At 73.2% G+C, this 17305-nt stretch carries 13 protein-coding genes; 2 read left to right on the top strand and 11 right to left on the bottom strand.

What is annotated here, in order from left to right; all coding sequences use genetic code 11:
• Positions 1-337 precede the first annotated feature (337 nt).
• Positions 338-1345: a stage II sporulation protein M gene (locus ACIRB4_RS31255; RefSeq protein ID WP_403295953.1), complete on the bottom strand. Its 1008-nt coding sequence runs from the start codon at positions 1343-1345 to the stop codon at positions 338-340.
• Positions 1346-1464: 119 nt separating this feature from the next.
• Here ACIRB4_RS31255 and ACIRB4_RS31250 point away from each other — a divergent pair, with 119 nt between their 5' ends.
• On the top strand, positions 1465-2415 hold the full coding sequence (locus ACIRB4_RS31250) for an RDD family protein (RefSeq protein ID WP_403295950.1): 951 nt from the start codon (positions 1465-1467) through the stop codon (positions 2413-2415).
• Between the two features lie 18 nt (positions 2416-2433).
• Here ACIRB4_RS31250 and ACIRB4_RS31245 read toward each other — a convergent pair whose 3' ends face one another.
• The 8 genes from ACIRB4_RS31245 to ACIRB4_RS31210 form a co-directional block, all read right to left on the bottom strand.
• Entirely contained in the window at positions 2434-3048 is a 615-nt protein-coding gene (locus ACIRB4_RS31245; RefSeq protein WP_403295947.1) for a hypothetical protein, read from the bottom strand.
• Positions 3049-3204: 156 nt separating this feature from the next.
• Positions 3205-4662 carry an adenosylhomocysteinase gene (gene ahcY / locus ACIRB4_RS31240; RefSeq protein ID WP_403295944.1) on the bottom strand — a complete coding sequence of 486 codons (1458 nt, stop codon included), beginning with the start codon at positions 4660-4662 and terminating at the stop codon, positions 3205-3207.
• 376 nt (positions 4663-5038) lie between these two features.
• Positions 5039-6004: a cation diffusion facilitator family transporter gene (locus ACIRB4_RS31235; RefSeq protein WP_403295941.1), complete on the bottom strand. Its 966-nt coding sequence runs from the start codon at positions 6002-6004 to the stop codon at positions 5039-5041.
• A 69-nt stretch (positions 6005-6073) separates the two neighbouring features.
• Complete coding sequence (gene manA, locus ACIRB4_RS31230; protein WP_403295939.1) at positions 6074-7225, bottom strand: mannose-6-phosphate isomerase, class I; 1152 nt, start codon at positions 7223-7225, stop codon at positions 6074-6076.
• Between the two features lie 167 nt (positions 7226-7392).
• Positions 7393-8544 (bottom strand): SIS domain-containing protein, encoded by a 1152-nt coding sequence (locus tag ACIRB4_RS31225; RefSeq protein WP_403295936.1) that lies wholly within the window; start codon positions 8542-8544, stop codon positions 7393-7395.
• Between the two features lie 154 nt (positions 8545-8698).
• Positions 8699-8881, bottom strand: coding sequence for a Trm112 family protein (locus ACIRB4_RS31220; protein ID WP_403295933.1), 183 nt, complete (start codon positions 8879-8881; stop codon positions 8699-8701).
• 158 nt (positions 8882-9039) lie between these two features.
• Positions 9040-10404, bottom strand: coding sequence for a phosphomannomutase/phosphoglucomutase (locus ACIRB4_RS31215; protein WP_403295930.1), 1365 nt, complete (start codon positions 10402-10404; stop codon positions 9040-9042).
• A gap of 171 nt (positions 10405-10575) precedes the next feature.
• Complete coding sequence (locus ACIRB4_RS31210; RefSeq protein WP_356896528.1) at positions 10576-11004, bottom strand: DUF3499 domain-containing protein; 429 nt, start codon at positions 11002-11004, stop codon at positions 10576-10578.
• Between the two features lie 374 nt (positions 11005-11378).
• On the opposite strand from ACIRB4_RS31210, the gene ACIRB4_RS31205 reads away from it, so the two are divergent.
• Entirely contained in the window at positions 11379-11834 is a 456-nt protein-coding gene (locus ACIRB4_RS31205) for a metallopeptidase family protein (RefSeq protein ID WP_403295958.1), read from the top strand.
• A gap of 64 nt (positions 11835-11898) precedes the next feature.
• On the opposite strand, the gene ACIRB4_RS31200 is transcribed toward ACIRB4_RS31205, so the two are convergent.
• Entirely contained in the window at positions 11899-13419 is a 1521-nt protein-coding gene (locus tag ACIRB4_RS31200) for a DUF5719 family protein (protein ID WP_403295927.1), read from the bottom strand.
• On the bottom strand, positions 13416-17066 hold the full coding sequence (locus tag ACIRB4_RS31195) for a glycosyltransferase family 2 protein (protein ID WP_403295925.1): 3651 nt from the start codon (positions 17064-17066) through the stop codon (positions 13416-13418). Before ACIRB4_RS31195 ends, ACIRB4_RS31200 begins: the two co-directional genes overlap by 4 nt.
• Positions 17067-17305 lie beyond the last annotated feature (239 nt).

Here is a 17305-nt window from a genome sequence, read left to right as displayed (position 1 = left end):
TTCGTGTTTCCAGCTTAGCAGATCCGTTTTCCGTTTCCGCCACCCGCTGGAGCGGGCTGCCGGTCCGTTCTTCGCTTTCGCGTTTCCCTTTCCGGTGATTCCGACTTTATCAGATTCATTCCGGCCGACCTAATCGGTGGCTTTCGTGATTCGAATAAGGAATCGAGTGGCTCCGTGGAAACCGTGTTCCCGACCGGAGCGAGCTAGATACTAGCTGGTTGCGCTGGTGACGTGTCCCGTCCCCGGCAACCGTTAAAATCTACCTCCCCACGTCCACCGTGTCAACGGGTTCCGTGGGCGAAGAGGAGACTAGCAGGTCAGCGGGGTCCTCCGCACATCACGCGGCCACCGGCAGCTCGGCGCTGCGGTCGGCCTCCTCGACGTCGCCGGTGGCGCCGGCGCGGGCCGCGCGGGCGCCCAGGACATAGACGTAGGCGAGGAATGCGAGTTCCGCCGCGATGCCGATGGTGATGCGGGCCCAGGTGGGGAGGCCGGACGGGGTGACGAAGCCTTCGATCAGGCCCGAGACGAAGAGGACCAGGGCCAGGCCGATGGCCATGCCCACGGCGGCGCGGCCCTGCTGGGCGAGGGCGGCGCGGCGGGTCATGGGGCCGGGGTCGATGACGGTCCAGCCGAGGCGGAGGCCGGTTCCGGCGGCGACGAAGACGGCGGTCAGTTCCAGGAGGCCGTGCGGAAGGACGAGGCCGAGGAAGACGTCGAGGCGGCCGGCGGAGGACATGAGTCCGATGCCCACGCCGAGGTTCAGCATGTTGAGGAAGAGGATCCAGAGCACCGGGACGCAGAGAAAGGCGCCCAGGACCAGGCACATGGCGGCGGCCTGAGCATTGTTCGTCCAGACCTGGGCGGCGAAGGAGGCCGCCGGGTGGCTGGAGTAGTACGTCTCGTACTCGCCGCCGGGGCGGGTCATCTCGCGCAGCTCGGCCGGGGCGCCGATCGCCGACTGGACCTCCGGGTGCGTGCCGATCCACCAGCCGATGAGCGCCGCGAGGAGTGTGGAGAGGACGGCGGTCGGCACCCACCAGTGGCGGGAACGGTAGACCGCGGCCGGGAAGCCGGCCGTCAGGAAGCCGACGGCGTCGCGCCAGGAGGCGCGGCGGGTGCCGGTGACGGCGGCACGCGCGCGTGCGACGAGCTGGGTGAGCCGGGCCGTGAGCATGGGGTCCGGTGCGCTGGACTGGATCAGCGACAGGTGGGTCGCCGTGCGCTGGTAGAGGGCGACGAGTTCGTCGGCCTCGGCGCCGGTGAGCTTCCTGCCCCGGCGCAGGAGCTGGTCCAGGCGGTCCCACTCGGCGCGGTGGGCGGTGACGTAGACGTCGAGGTCCATGATCGGCTGCTGCTCCAGGCACTGGGTGCGTACGGGGGCGTACTACTGCGGCGCGCTGACGGTCAGCTTGGCAGACTGTCGTACAGCGGGGTCGGGAAGGTCGGAGAAGGGTGGGCGTCGTGAGCGGGGTTGTGACGGGGGACGCCGTCGTACTGGGGCTGCGGCCGGCCAGGCTGCCGAGCCGGGCTCTGGCGCTGCTGATCGATCTCGTGGTGGTGTGGAGCGCCTATCTGCTGGTCAGTCTCGGGCTCGCGGTCGCCACGGCTTCGCTGGACGAGGCCGCGCAGATGGCGCTGTCGATCGCCTCCTTCCTACTGGTGCTGGTGGGGGCGCCGATCGCGGTGGAGACGCTGACGCACGGGCGGTCGCTCGGCAAGATGGCGTGCGGGCTGCGGGTGGTACGCGACGACGGGGGGCCGATCCGGTTCCGGCACGCGCTGGTGCGCGGGGCGATCGGGGTCGTGGAGATCATGATGACGTTCGGGGTGATCGCCTGTATCGCTTCGCTGGTGTCGGAGCGCGGGCGGCGGATCGGGGATGTGTTCGCCGGAACGCTGGTCGTGCGGGAGCGGGTGCCGGCGGCGCGGAGCGCGGCCGTTCCGCCCGCCCCGGCGTGGCTCGCCGGGGCGTTCGCCGGGCTGGATCTCTCGGCCGTGCCGGACGGTCTGTGGCTGGAGATACGGCAGTACCTGACGCGGATGCGCCAGTTGGACCCGGTCGTGGGGCAGCGTCTCGCCGAGCGACTGGCGGACGAGCTCGTGGCGCGGACCGGGACTCCTCCGCCGCCGGGTGTGCCGGCCGCGGCCTATCTGGCGGGGGTCGTGGGTGAGCGGCAGGCGCGGGACGCGCGCCGTGCCTTCGCCTCCGAGAGGCCGGCGTCCGGGGCCGGGCCTGCGCCTATGCCTGTGCCTGCGGCGGCGCCCGGTGGGAGCGCGGGCTTCGCGCCCCCCGCGGCTCCGGTCGCTCCGGCTGCCCCTGCCGCGGTCGTAGCCGGTTCCGGCGAGCGGGCGGGCGCCGATGACGCTTCGCCGCCTGCCACGCCCGCGACGGGGTTCGCGCCTCCCGCCTAGGCAACGACCTGAGACGGCTCAGGGGAAGACGGACGGCGGGGTCTCGAGGGCTTCGAGTTCGATGCCGGGGGCGGAGAGGACCACGTCGCCGGCGATGTGGAGCGTGTGCCGCTCCCCCGTGTCCAGGGCGTTGACCTGGTATTCGTCCACCATCAGCACGCCGTTGTCAGTGGTGTGCGCTTCACTCTTCACCAGGGCCCAGGACTGGTCGATCGTGAGGGGGGCGAGCACGGGATCCGTGAAGGCGACGAGCCGGACGCGGGTCGCGGGGGAACCGGGGGTGAGACGCAGAAGTCGAGTGATCGCGACGAGGAACGCCGGGGACGTGCCGGTGAAGGCGTGGGCGCGCACATTGCCTTCGGTGGCGTGGGTGCCGGTGGGGTCGGTACGGACCCAGGTGACGCCGTCGAGGGCGGCGCCGCGGACCTGCCAGCTCGCGGCATGGAGTTCGAGTCGGATGGGGCGGCCGAGTTCGTCGATGGCCAGGTCGACGGAGCCCGCGTGGTCGCCCGAGGGGGTGGTGGTCTGGGAGACGTAGCGCCAGCCGGAGGGGCCTGGTGCGCAGTGGAAGTGCTCTTCACCGAGGGGGGTGTGATCGTGCGGGTCATGGAGCGAATAACGGCCGCGGGGCATGGGTCCTCGGGGTGCTTCCTGGGGCGGTGGGTCCGGGTGCGGGCCGGATGACGGACGAGGCAGGCCCCCGACACGGGGGTGCGGGGGCCTGCCTGGTTCCTCTACGGGTGCCGTCGACGGGTGGGCGTCAGTGCGCGGGCGCCGTCGGGCGGGGCATCAGTAGCGGTAGTGGTCCGGCTTGTACGGGCCCTCGACCGGGACGCCGATGTACGCGGCCTGCTCCGGGCGCAGGGTCGTGAGCTTCACGCCCAGCGCGTCGAGGTGGAGACGGGCGACCTTCTCGTCCAGGTGCTTCGGGAGCACGTACACGTCGGTCGGGTACTGCTCCGGCTTCGTGAACAGCTCGATCTGCGCCAGCGTCTGGTCCGCGAACGAGTTCGACATCACGAACGAGGGATGACCCGTCGCGTTGCCCAGGTTGAGGAGGCGGCCCTCGGAGAGGACGATGACGACCTTGCCGTCGGGGAAGGTCCAGGTGTGGACCTGCGGCTTGACCTCGTCCTTGACGATGCCGGGGATCGCGGCCAGGCCGGCCATGTCGATCTCGTTGTCGAAGTGGCCGATGTTGCCGACGATGGCCTGGTGCTTCATCTTGGCGATGTCCGACGCCATGATGATGTCCTTGTTGCCGGTCGTGGTGATGAAGATGTCCGCCGTCTCCACCACGTCGTCGAGGGTGGCGACCTGGTAGCCGTCCATCGCGGCCTGGAGGGCGCAGATGGGGTCGATCTCGGTGACGATGACGCGGGCGCCCTGGCCGCGCAGGGACTCGGCGCAGCCCTTGCCGACGTCGCCGTAACCGCACACCACCGCGGTCTTGCCCCCGATGAGGACGTCGGTGGCGCGGTTGATGCCGTCGATCAGCGAGTGGCGGCAGCCGTACTTGTTGTCGAACTTCGACTTCGTCACGGCGTCGTTCACATTGATCGCCGGGAAGAGGAGGGAGCCGGCCTGCTGCATCTCGTACAGGCGGTGGACGCCGGTGGTGGTCTCCTCGGTGACGCCGCGGATCTCGGACGCCAGCTGGGTCCACTTCTGCGGGTTCTCGCCGAGGGTGCGGTTGAGGAGGCGGAGGATGTGGGCGTACTCCTCGCTGTCCGCGGTGGACGGGTCCGGGGCGGAGCCGGCCTTCTCGAACTCGACGCCCTTGTGGACGAGGAGGGTGGCGTCACCGCCGTCGTCCAGGATCATGTTCGGGCCGCCGGTGGGGGTGTTCGGCCAGGTCAGGGCCTGCTCCGTGCACCACCAGTACTCCTCCAGGGTCTCGCCCTTCCAGGCGAAGACCGGGACGCCGGCGGGGGCCTCGGGGGTGCCGTTGGGGCCGACGGCGATGGCCGCGGCGGCGTGGTCCTGGGTGGAGAAGATGTTGCAGGAGGCCCAGCGGACCTCGGCGCCGAGGGCGACCAGGGTCTCGATCAGGACGGCCGTCTGCACGGTCATGTGCAGGGAGCCCGTGATCCGGGCGCCGGCGAGGGGCTGCTGCTCGGCGTACTCGCGGCGGATCGACATCAGGCCCGGCATCTCGTGCTCGGCCAGCGTGATCTCCTTGCGGCCGAAGGCGGCCAGGGACAGGTCGGCGACCTTGAAGTCCTGCTGGGTGGCGACAGTCGTCATGACTGGGCTGCTCCTCGTGAATCGGGTTCGAGGGTCGGTTGGGGCGGCGCCTGACACCGCGCTTCGGGGCATCGCGGGCATACGGATGCCCGGTACTCCCGCGGTGCAGTCGTCGGAGGCCCTCTCTCCCTCGGCCGGTCCGAGAGGACCGCCCGACCGCCATCAGCAGCGACGTCTGGCTGTCACGAATCTACACCGATCGGCGCAGCGACCCACAGTCCGCCCGGGGGCGGGATTCGGCCGGATCCGGCCTCGACAGCACCGGGACAGGTGCTTGATCGGGGCCTCGACGTGGGCCGGGAGCGTGGGCCGGGGAGGGTGGGAGAGAGGTGCGGCACGGCCCCGGACCTGGGCGGTCCGGGGCCGTGTCCGCCGGTCAGTGGCCTACGCCGCCCGCGGCCTCGGCCGGGTCGCCGCCGGAGGTGGGTGCCGTCTCGTCGTAGATGTCCGGCTCCAGGTAGATGACCCGGGCGATCGGGACGGCGGCGCGGATGCGGTCCTCGGCCGCGTTGATGGCGGTCGCGACCTGGGCGGCCGTGTCGCCGTGCCGGACGGCGATCTTGGCGGCGACGAGGAGCTCCTCGGGGCCGAGGTGGAGGGTGCGCATGTGGATGAGGCGGCTGACGGTCTCGCCGTCGACGACCGCGTCCTCGATCCTCTTCACCTCGTCGACGCCCGCCGCCTCGCCGAGCAGGAGCGACTTGGTCTCGGCGGCGAGGACGATCGCGATGAGGATGAGCAGGACACCGATGCACAGCGTGCCGATGCCGTCCCAGATGCCGTCGCCGGTGACGAGCGCCAGGCTGACGCCGACCAGTGCGAGGATCAGGCCGACGAGCGCGCCGAGGTCCTCCAGGAGGACGACCGGCAGCTCGGGCGCCTTGGCGCGCTTGACGAACTGGCGCCAGGACAGGTTGCCGCGAACCTGGTTGGACTCCTTGATGGCCGTGCGGAACGAGAACGTCTCGGCGATGATCGCGAAGACGAGGACGCCGACCGGCCAGTACCACGCCTCGATCTCGTGCGGGTGCTTGATCTTCTCGTAGCCCTCGTAGATGGCGAACATGCCACCGACGGAGAAGAGCACGATGGAGACGAGGAAGGCGTAGATGTAGCGTTCGCGGCCGTAGCCGAAGGGGTGTTGCGGGGTCGCCTGGCGCTTGGCCTTCTTGCCGCCGAGGAGCAGCAGGCCCTGGTTGCCCGAGTCGGCGAGCGAGTGCACGCTCTCGGCGAGCATCGAGGACGAACCACTGAAGAGGAAAGCCACGAACTTGGCTACCGCGATGGCGAGGTTGGCGGCGAGTGCCGCCACGATCGCCTTGGTTCCGCCTGACGCGCTCATGGGTGTACGTGTTCCCTTCGTCGATGCTCCGGCCGTGCTGGCGCCGCTGTTCGGCCGCACATTTTTACATCAGGCCATGACGGTCGCGCGGAAGACCGTTCCCGTACCCGACAGTTGGGTCTTTTCGCCCGCCGGTACGAAGACGGATTCACCGGCGGCGAGGGTGATTTCGCCTGCTTTGGGGCGTCCTGAGACGGCGAGCAGGATCTGCGGGGTGGTGGCGGTGACGTCGTTGGGGGCCGCGCCTTCCGCCCGTACGAAACGGGAGAGGCGGAACTCGTCGATCGGGGTGTCGTAGACCTCTTCGCCGGACTCGGACGCCTCGGGTCGCAGGACTCCCGGCTCGGCAGGCTCGAAGCGGACGACCCGCAGCAGCTCCGGTACGTCGACGTGCTTCGGGGTCAGGCCGCAGCGCAGGACGTTGTCGGAGTTGGCCATGATCTCGACGCCGAGGCCGTCGAGGTAGGCGTGCGGGACGCCTGCGCCGAGGAAGAGGGCTTCGCCGGGCTGGAGTCGGACCGGGTTGAGCAGCATGGCGGCGATGACGCCGGGGTCCGACGGGTGGTGGTGGGCGAGGAAGGCGTACGGGGCGTGGGCGCCGCCCAGGCGGGCGGAGGCGGCCGCGGCCTCGGCGACGGTGTGCGCCATCTCCTCGTGGTCGGCGGTCAGCAGCGCCGTCAGGACCTCGCGCAGCGCGGCCTCTTCGGGGTGGGCGTGCAGCAGGTCGACGTAGGGCTTGAGGGAGTCGACGCCGAGGGCGGCGAGGGTGTCGGCGGCCTCGGCGGGGTCGCGGAAGCCGCACAGCCCGGTGAACGGTGTGAGCGCGCAGATGAGTTCGGGCTTGTGGTTGGCGTCCTTGTAGTTGCGCCGGGGCGCGTCGATCGGGACGCCGGCCGCCTCTTCGGCGGCGAATCCGGCCTTGGCCTGGGCGAGGTCGGGGTGGACCTGGAGGGAGAGCGGGGCGCCGGCGGCGAGCAGTTTGAGGAGGAAGGGCAGGTGCGGGCCGAACTTGTCGACGGTCGGCGCCCCCAGCTCGCGTACGGGATCGGCGTCGATGACCTCGTTGAGCGGACCGCGCTCGGTGCGGGAGGGGGCCGCGGGGTGGGCGCCCATCCACATCTCGGCCTGGGGCTCACCGGTGGGGGTGGTACCGAGCAGCTCCGGGATGGCCGTCGTGGAGCCCCAGGCGTAGGGGCGGACGGTGTTGACGAGGCGGTCCATCGAACGTTCCAGCTTTCCTCAGTGCGGGCTGTGGGTCGGCGGAGTGTCTCAGCGGGTGGTGTCCGCGGGGTGTCCCGGCGGGGTACGGCACGGGACACGGCGGAGTGGTGGGGGCGGCATACGACCGGCGGGGTGTGCCCAGGCCCGGTTCGGGGGTGGACCGAGGGTCAGTGCGGTGGGCTGATCCCGGCCGACGCCAGGGAGAGGTAGATGGCGGCGAAGTCGGTGACCGCGAGCAGTTCGGCGAGGGCCTCCAGCTCGCTGCCCTCCTCGGGTTCGAGTTCGCTGATGGCCGTCTCGTGGCTGAGAGCCAGTTCGCGGGCGGCGGGGGCGGCGGTCAGGCCGCCGGCGGGCCGGTCGCGCAGGAGTACGACCCGGGCGCGCAGGGCCTGCGGCTCGTCGACCCGGTCGCGGAAGAAGTCGTCGGGGTCGGCGCCAGCGGCGTAGGCGCCGGCGAGCAGGACGCCGTGGGCGGGCAGGGCCTCGGGGAGGTCCGCGGCGAGCGCGGGCAGTCCCGCCAGCTCGGCCAGGACGGCGGCGAAGCGGCGGCCGGCCGGGCCCGCGGCGGCGCCTTCGGTCCAGATCAGCGGCAGCGAGTCGGCGAGCTCGGCGGCGAGGGTCTTGGCCGGGTTGCTGTAGGTGGCGATGGCCGGTCCGCAGCGCTCGGCCGTACGGTCGAGGCGGTCGGCGACCTTCTCCAGGGTCTCCGGGGGCGCTTCGAGGAGGCCGACCCGGTCGAGCAGCACGAGGAGCGGGGTGAACAGGGCCCACAGGGCGCTGGGCCCGGCGGCGAGGTCGTCGGCGGTCTCCTCGGCCGTGTCGTACGGGGCCGTGGCCATGGGCACGAGCAGGCCGTGGGAGCCGTTGACGGTCTCGGCGAGCGGGGAGGTGCTGGGGGCGACGGCGACGACGGTGATGCCGCGGCGGTACGCCTGCTCGGCGAGGAGGGCGAGGCCCGGCTCGGATCCGTCGGTCGTGGGGATCAGGAGGAGGTCCACGGAGCCCGCCCAGCCGGGGAGGGCCCAGCGCAGGGCGCCGGCCGCGGCGGCGACGCCGGTGGGCTGGAGGCGGATGACGGGGGCGGCGGCGCCGGCGAGGGAGCCGATCAGATCGGCGACGCCGGCGGCGGCGGTGCCGGGGCCCGCGACGAGGACGGCGCGGGGGCGGCCCTCGGGGCGGAGCTCGGAGACGCCGGCCTCGGCGGCGTGGCGGGCGGCGGTCCGGACGCGGGCGCCCGCTTCGGCGGCGCCGCGCAGCAGGCCGCGGCGGTCGGCGACGGCGAGGGCGTCCGGGGCGTCGAGGAGGGTCTCGTCCAGCATGGGGCCTCCGGGGCGGGGCGGGTGCGGGCCGGTGCGTGGACCCGGCCTACGGCCGGGGGTTCTTCTTCCCAACCGCACCGCCCGTGCGGCTGAGCACACGGAGGTGCGGGGCTTCCCGTGGGCGGTGCCGCCGTCGGCGGCCACCGCCCGGCCCTCACCGCGGGCGGCGGGCCTCGTCGACCAGGAGGACCGGGATGCCGTCGCGGACCGGGTAGGCCAGACCGCAGCCGTCGCCCGTGCAGACCAGCTCGGGGGTCTCGGCCGCCGTCCGGTCGTTGAGCGGCGCGTGGCAGGCCGGGCAGGCCAGGATCTCCAGGAGGCCGGCTTCGAGCGGCATGAGGTGTCCCTTCGAACAAACGATGATGGTGCTGCCTTTGGGCCAGGTCAGCCTACCGCCGGGGGACGGGGCGCGCGGCTCGCGGCGTGCCCCGTCCGTCCCGGCGGAATCCGGGCTCCCCGGAATCCCAGCAAGCCCCGGAATCCGGGGTCCCGCCGTCAGTCGGTCGCGCGGACCAGGGCGAGGACCTCGTCGCGCAGCTTGGCCGCGGTGGCCTCGTCGCGGGCCTCGACGTTCAGGCGCAGCAGCGGCTCGGTGTTGGAGGCGCGGAGGTTGAACCACCAGTCCTCGGCCGTCACCGTCAGCCCGTCCAGCTCGTCGAGGGTGACGCCGTCCGCGCCCTCGTAGGCGGCCTTGACCGCCGCCATCCGCGCGGTCTGGTCGGCGACGGTGGAGTTGATCTCGCCGGAGGAGGCGTAGCGGTCGTACGCGGAGACCAGCTCGGACAGCGTGCCCTCCTGGCCGCCGAGGGCCGCCAGGACGTGGAGCGCGGCGAGCATGCCCGTGTCGGCGTTCCAGAAGTCCTTGAAGTAGTAGTGGGCGGAGTGCTCGCCGCCGAAGATGGCGCCGGTCCTGGCCATCTCCTCCTTGATGAAGGAGTGACCGACGCGGGTGCGGACCGGCGTGCCGCCGTTCTCGCGCACGACCTCCGGCACCGACCAGGAGGTGATCAGGTTGTGGATGACCGTGCCGCCGGGGTGCTTGGCCAGCTCGCGGGCGGCGACCAGGGCCGTGATCGCGGACGGGGAGACCGGCTCGCCGCGCTCGTCGACGACGAAGCAGCGGTCGGCGTCGCCGTCGAAGGCGAGGCCGAGGTCGGCGCCCTCGGCGCGGACGCGGGCCTGGAGGTCGACGATGTTCTTCGGGTCGAGCGGGTTGGCCTCGTGGTTCGGGAAGGTGCCGTCGAGCTCGAAGTACATCGGCACGACGTCCAGCGGGAGGCCCCCGAGGACGGTCGGGACGGTGTGGCCGCCCATGCCGTTGCCGGCGTCCACGACGACCTTCAGCGGGCGGATGGCGGTGAGGTCGACCAGCGACCTGAGGTACGTGGCGTAGTCGCCGAGGGTCTCCCGCTCGGTGACCGTGCCGGGGGCGGCGGCCTCGGGGGCGCCCTGCTCCGACCACTGCTCGACCAGGGTGCGGATCTCGGCGAGGCCGGTGTCCTGGCCGACCGGGGCGGCGCCGGCGCGGCACATCTTGATGCCGTTGTACTGGGCCGGGTTGTGCGAGGCCGTGAACATCGCGCCCGGCAGGTTCAGCTGCCCGGAGGCGAAGTACAGCTGGTCCGTCGAGCAGAGCCCGATCAGCGTGACGTCGCAGCCGAGGCGGGCCGCGCCGCGCGCGAAGGCGCCGGACAGGCCCGGCGAGGAGGGCCGCATGTCATGGCCGACGACGATGGCGTCCGCGCCCGTGACTCGTACGAACGCGGCGCCGAAGAGCTCGGCGAGACCCTCGTCCCACTGATCCGGCACCACCCCGCGGACGTCGTACGCCTTCACGATCTGCGACAGATCAGCAGCCACGGAACAACCCTCCTGAAGTCTCTGCACGCGTAAGCGGCGCGTGTACGGAACGCCCAAACTACCCGGGGTGGGGTGGGGCGCAGCAGACCGAGGGGTCGGTGGGTCCGGTTTCCGCCGGTGCCCCGGGGAGCGCGCTCCGGCACCGTGCGCGGCTCAGGGAGCTCAGGCGGCTCAGGAGTCGGGGGAGCGCAGGACCCGCAGATGTCCGCGGCGTCCGACCTCCATCGGGTTCCCGCCACGGCCGCCGCCCTTGCCGCCGGCCTCGGCGGCGCGCTCCTGGGGGCGGGCCGCCTCCCGTACCGCGTTGGCGAGGGCTTCGAGGTCGTCGCCGCTCGGGCGGGACGGCGCGGAGCCGTCGGTGAGCCGCACGACGTCCCAGCCGCGCGGGGCGGTGAGGCGCTCGCTGTGCTCGGCGCACAGGTCGTAGCAGTGGGGCTCGGCGTAGGTGGCGAGCGGGCCGAGGACCGCAGTCGAGTCGGCATAGACGTACGTCAGTGTCGCGACGGCAGGGCGGCCGCACGCGGTGCGCGAACAGCGACGTACAGGGCTCACGACGTTGGACGGTACCGCACTCTTGAGCGGGCCGCGACGACTCTCCACCAGGTCACTCCACCGTGTCGCGGTGTGACGTCGGACACGGGCCCTCCTGGGACTGCCGTCGTGACCTGCGCGGGAGGAGCGTACGGGGCACCGGGAGCACGGGCGATCCGGACAGCGGTCGATGCGAATCCGGTCAACCACGGCCAGATGGCCGATCGTCGGGGCATACCGAATCGCGCCGTCGCTTGGCCGGAACGCTCAACAAACGACAGGGCGGTTCGGCCCGATACGGAGCCTGCGCGCGTGCGCCACGGTCGTGGAACACCGAGGAGAGTTACGCTGCGTCAGTGATGGACAGTCCTGTGCCGCCGCGCCCCTCGTCCCGCCCCACGGAGTCCGACCCGACGGCTTCGGACCTGGCGGGATCCCAGCCGATGGATCCGGCCCGTACGGAGTCCGGCCCGGCGGAGTCGAGCCGGGTGCCGGCGGAGCCGAGGACGCGTCGCCGCGACCGTCACGGGCGCGGGATGCGGGGGCCGGTCGCGCCGCCGCAGGTCCCGCTGTCGGCGAGCCGGGCGGACACGTTCCGCGATCTGGTCCTGGACTCCGTGGAGCGGCTGGAGCGGCGCTGGCCGCAGCTGGCGGACGTCGAGTTCATGGTGCTCGACGTGCCGCCGTCGGTGCCGGGCGAGGCCGTTCCCCTGGGGGGTTCGATGCCCGCGGAGAAGAGCGGTCCCGCGCGGGTCGTCGTCTACCGGCGGCCGGTGGAGATCCGCTCCAAGAGCCGCGACGAGCGGGCGCTGCTCGTCCACGAGGTCGTGGTGGAGCAGGTGGCGGAGCTGCTGGGCCTCTCCCCCGAGTCGGTCGACCCCCGGTACGGCCAGGACTGACCGTACGGGCGGGCTGACGGCCAGGCGGGCCGGACGGGACTGAGAGGCCTGCCCGGCACGGGCGTCAGTCGTCCAGGACGGAGAGGTCCTGCTCCGCCGTCGGGACCTCGACCGTGCCCCGGTCGTCGGACAGCGTCTGGACCGTGAACATGGGGATGCCGTCCTCCGGGAGGGCCAGCGTGCGCGCCGCGTGGACGGGTCCGCCCGAGAGGCGCTCCACGGTCAGCGCGTAGGAGCCCTTCAGGCCCTCCGGCACCGGCGGGGTCACGGCCGTCGTCGTACCGCCCTTGACCGTGAAGGTCTTGGAGACCGGCGTGCCGCCCTCCGAGCCCGCGGAGGCGGTGACCCGGACCTCGGCGGTCTCGCCGGGGGCGGTCAGGGAGAGCGTCGAACCCGCCGCGCGGTTGTCGGCGACGGTGGCGCGGGAGGTGATCGCCGAGGTCGCCGGGATGAAGGCGACCTCCTGTTCGTCGCCCTTGCCGCGGACGACCCGCAGGGCGGCGACCACGGGCGTGGCCTTCTTGGGGTCCGTGGGGGTGAGCAGCAGGGAGCCGGGCTCGCCGCGGGTGAGGTCCGGGAGATCGACGGCCGCGGTCATGCCCGACTTCACGTGGAGGGACTGGGCGCTCGCCGGCACGATCGTGCCGCTCTGGCCGACCAGCTGGATCTTCAGGTCGGCGTCGTCCTGTCCCGGCGCGTACGCCACCAGGCGCACCGAGGTGGCGTCCTTCGGGATGCCGGGCAGGACGGCACGGGCGGCCGGGTCGGCCGAGGCGGGGAGCCAGTCGCTGCCGAGCTTCTCGTCGGCGGAGCGGATGACCGCGCCGACGCGGCCGCTGCGGGTGGTCACATGGACGGTGACGTCGGGCTTCGCCGCCTCGCCGGTGAGCGTGGAGAGCAGGACGGGGACGCTGGAGTGCGCGGGGACCGGGATGCCCTCGGTGAGTTGCGACGGGAGCGCGCCCTCGGGGCCGTACAGCTCGATGTCGGCGACGGCGGCGGTGTCGTCGGGGTTGGTGAGGTGGACGTAGTCCTGGCGTTCCTTGGCCGTGGAGGCGGCCGGGAACCAGAAGTCCGTGTCGGGGGCCGTGCAGGAGACGCCGAGGAGGCCGCGGGCGCCGCCCGCGGGGACGACGGTGGTCTGCTGGACGGTCCAGCCGGGGGCGAGAGCGCCGGTCGCCGAGCCGGTCAGGGCGGGGGCGTTGCCGCCGTTCGCCTCGGCGGTGACGGGCTTGCCGGGTTCGGCGACGGTGGCCGGCGCCTTGGCGGCCACGGGCTTCTTCGGCTTGTCGTCGACGGGCGTGGCGGCGGCCTGGGCGGGCTTCAGCTCGGCCTTCTTCGTGGCGGCCTTGCCCGGCACCGTTGTGCCGATCTTCGCCGTGGGGGTGTACGACGTGTAGACCGTCTCGGCCACCTCGGACGTGCTGGGCGCGGGGCACAGCAGGCTGGAGCGCTCCACGGGCACGGGCAGCTTGGCGGCGAGGGTGGTCGTGGTGGTGCCGTCGGGCGCGGTCAGGGCGGCGAAGCCGGTGACGGCCGCGAGGGCCGTGGCGACCGCGATCAGGGAGAGGGTGGTGCGCTTCACTGGTTGCTGCTCCCGTCGGGACGCTGCTGCTCGGGGTCGTACCCGTAGGTGTACGGGTCGTACTGCTGCTGCTCGTACGGCTGCTGCTGCGTCTGCTGGTCGTCGTAGCCAGGCTGCTGCTGCTCGTGGCCCGGCTGCTGCGACTGCTGCTGCTGGTCGTAGCCCTGCTGCTGGTACGGGTCGTACTGCTGCGGCTGCTGGTCGTAGCCCTGCTGCGGGTACTGCTGCTGGTACGGGTCGGTCGCGTACTCCGTGTACTGCGGGTAGTAACCCTGCTGGGCGTACTGGTCCTGCTGTTGCTGCTGCCAGTCCTCCGCCGCGTACTCCCGCTGGTCGGGGACCGGGACCGGCTCGGGCGCCGGCTCAGGGGTCTGCTCCGCCTCGGCCGCCTCGGCCGCCTCGGCGGCGGCGCGGAGCCGGCGGGCGCGGCGGCCGTCGCCCTCCACAGCCTGGGTGGGGACGGCGACCTCCTCCTCGGGCAGGTCGTCGTCGATCTCGCGGCGCCGGCCGGGCAGGGCGAGGACGAGCAGGACGACGGCGAGTCCGGCCTGGGTCCAGATCCACGCGGTGTGGGTGAGCGGCTCGTCGTACGTGAGGTCGAGGCGGCCGCCCTCGGCGGGCAGTCGGAAGCCCTGGGCCCAGCCGTCGACGGTGGTCTTCTCGAGCGCCTCGCCGTCGAGGGTGGCGGTCCAGCCGTCGTCGGCGCGGTCGGCGATGCGCAGGACGCGGCCGGCGGGGCCTGCCGGGATGTCGGTGTGCGCCTCGACGGGTCCGGCGGCGACGGCGACCGGCCGGGTCGTGTCCGTGCCGGCGCCGTCGGCCTTGGCGGCGGGGACGATCGTCGCGCGGGCGACCTCGCGGTCGACGCGCCACAGCGCGCTGCCGTCGAGCTGGCTGAGCCGGCTGAGGCCGGGGGTGGCGTCGAGGACGCGGCTCATCTGGCGCGGTGACCCGTCCCGTACGAGGACGTAGCGGATGGCGAATCCGCTGAGCTCCGCGGTCTGGTCGGCGCCGGAGCCGGCCACGAGGTGGGCGACGACCTTGTCGAGCAGGGGGTCGCCGTCGGCGGCGGCGGTGAGTTCGGCGTCGCCGAGGCGGCCGCCGGAGCCGCGGACCAGGGTGTACGCGACCTGGCCGGGCGACGTGCCGCCGAGGATCAGGGTGCGGGGCTGGTCGCGGGTGCCGCTCTCCTCGGCGACGAACGCCGGTACCTGCACCGGGTCGCGCCGGGTCAGCGGGCCGTCGGCGCCGGCGATCATCCAGGTGACCGCGGCCGTGACCGGTCCGAGGGCGGCGGCGAGGGCGATGAGGGCCGCGACGGGCTGGCGCCAGCCGAAGCCGTGGGCGGCGACGCGGGTGCGGCCGCCCTCCGCTCCGACCATGCCGGCGGCGAGCAGGGCGGCGCCGTAGACGAGGGTGGCGGGTCCGGCCCAGCCCGTGCCGCCCGCGCCGTTGGACAGCGCGGCGAACAGCAGCCCGGCGAGCGCGGCGGCCCAGGCCGTACGGACGGCGAACTGCCGCTCCTCGCGCAGCAGCGCGGCCAGGGCGGCCAGCACGATGCCGATCAGCAGGAGACCGCCGACGGTCCCCGGGCCGCCCGGGCTGGTCCCGAGCAGATCGAGGGCGGAGGCCGCTTCCGTACGGATGTCGAGCCCGGCCTCGCGCAGGAAGGCGGAGGGGCTGGTCAGCAGGGAGAGCGACCAGGGGGCGAGGACGAGGAGTGGGGTGCCGACGGTGGCGAGGAAGCGCAGTGCGTACGCGGTGATGTCGTCGCGGCGCAGGACGAGCACGCCGATGCCGAGGACGACCGCGAGGGGCCAGACGATCGGGGTGAACGCCATCGCGAGGGTCAGCAGGAAGGTGTAGGCCCAGGTGGCGCGCCAGCCGGCCCGGTCGGGACGGTGGAGTCCGGCGGCGGCGACGGCGGCGCGCGCGATGAGCGGCAGCAGGATCGCGAGGACGGCGGTGCCCAGGCGTCCGGTGGCGAGCGCTCCGGTGGCGGCGGGCAGGAAGGCGTACGCGATGGAGCCCCATGCGCGCAGCAGCCGGGACTCGACGATCGGGCGGGCCGCGAAGTAGGCGGTGATACCGGCCAGCGGGACCGAGCAGACGAGCAGCAGGGTCAGCGCGAAGGAGGTGGAGCCGAGGAAGAGCGCGGAGAGTCCGGCGAGCACGGCGAGGTAGGGCGGTGCGGTCTGGGTGCCGCCGGTGCCGAGGGCGTGCCAGGCGTCGGCGTACCGGCCCCAGAGCGCGGAGACCGAGTCGGGGGCGGGCAGCAGGGCTCCGCCGGCGAGCGAGCCGCCTCCGAACAGGCCGCGGCAGGCGACCACGGAGACGAGCAGGAGGACGGCGAAGAGGAGCGGTCCCGGTTTGCGGGCGATCTTCTTCAGCCGGGCGAACTGCTCGATCTCCATGAAGTCGGCGTCGTCGCCGCCGGGCCCGGATTCGACGGCGCCGTGCCGGGAGCCGCCGGAGTCGGCGTCGGAGCCGCCGAAGTTGGCGACGACCTGTTCGACGGTGGCGCGGACGGTGGCGCCGGGCGGCGGGAAGAGCGGGCGCAGTTCGCTCGCGGCGACGGCGGGGTTCTTGCGGCGTCTGCGGGCGGCGAGGATCTTCTCGGGGCGCAGCAGGGTGGCGAAGAGGCCCATGACCTCGTCGACGGCCTGGCCGGGGACCTTGCCGACGAGGTAGGCGAGGGTGCGCAGCAGGGTGCCGAGGATGAGCCGGACCAGGACGTAGGGCAGGACCGCGCCGCGGGCGTTGGCGAGGAGGGTGTAGACGGCGCCGGCCTTGTCGACGCGGTGCGGGTTGGTCACGGACCGGCCGGCGCAGTCGACGGTGCGGCGTTCGCGGGCGGAGGCCTCGGCGTGCCGCAGGACGGCGTCGGGGGCGACGAGGACGCGGTGGCCGGCGGAGTGGGCGCGCCAGCACAGGTCGACGTCGTCGCGCATCAGGGGCAGGCGCCGGTCGAAGCCGCCGAGCTCCTCGAAGACGTCGCGGCGGACGAGCATGCCGGCGCTGGAGACGGACAGGACGGAGCGGACCTGGTCGTGCTGGCCCTGGTCCTGTTCGCGGCGGTCCAGGCCGGTCCAGCGGCGGCCGCTGCGGGCGATGGAGACGCCGGCTTCCAGCAGCTGCTTGCGGTCGTACCAGCCGCGGAGCTTGGGGCCGACGACGGCGGCGTACGCGTCGGAGTCGGCGACGCGCAGCAGTTCGGCGAGCGCGTCGGGTTCGGGGGCGCAGTCGTCGTGGAGCAGCCAGAGCCACTGCACGGGCTCGCCGTGCGGGAGCTCCGGCATGTCGTAGGCGTCGTCGCGCCAGGTCCGGCTGACGGGGTCCCAGCCGCTGGGCCGCTTCAGATAGGGGAGTTCCTCGGGTCCGAGCAGGGGCGCGGTGCGGGCGGCCTCCTCGACGGCGGCGCCGAAGCCCGTACGGCGGGCGAGGTGGAGCACCCGGTCGGCACCGATCGCGTCGGCGAGCAGCCGCGCGGAGTCGTCGGCGCTGCCGGTGTCGGCGGCGACGACGTTCTGAACGGGGCGTTCCTGGGTGAGCAGCCCGGCGAGGGCGTCCGGCAGCCAGCGCGCGCCGTCGTGGGCGACGAGCACGGCGGTGACGACGTGTCGCGGAAACTCGGGAGTTGAGGACATCGAGGTACGGGCCCTCCGGCCGGGGTCGCCCGCGGGGGGCGTGAGTGCGTCTCGGACGGGGCCCCACACTAACGGCAGACACGCGGGGGCGGCGCCCAGCGCCTCGATGAGGGGCGGTGGCCGCGCGCGGCGGGAGAGCGAGAACGGTCCGCCTCCTGTGGACAGAGCACAGGAGGCGGACCGTTCGTCGTGTGCGGGTGTGCGTGGTGCGGCGGGCGCGGTCGGCGGCGGCCCGACGG

The sequence above is a fragment of the Streptomyces sp. NPDC093600 genome (assembly GCF_044764755.1).
In the GTDB taxonomy this organism is placed as follows: Bacteria; Actinomycetota; Actinomycetes; order Streptomycetales; family Streptomycetaceae; genus Streptomyces.
The sequence above is the reverse complement of the archived record's forward strand: the minus strand, read 5'-3'. Positions and strand labels throughout refer to the sequence as shown.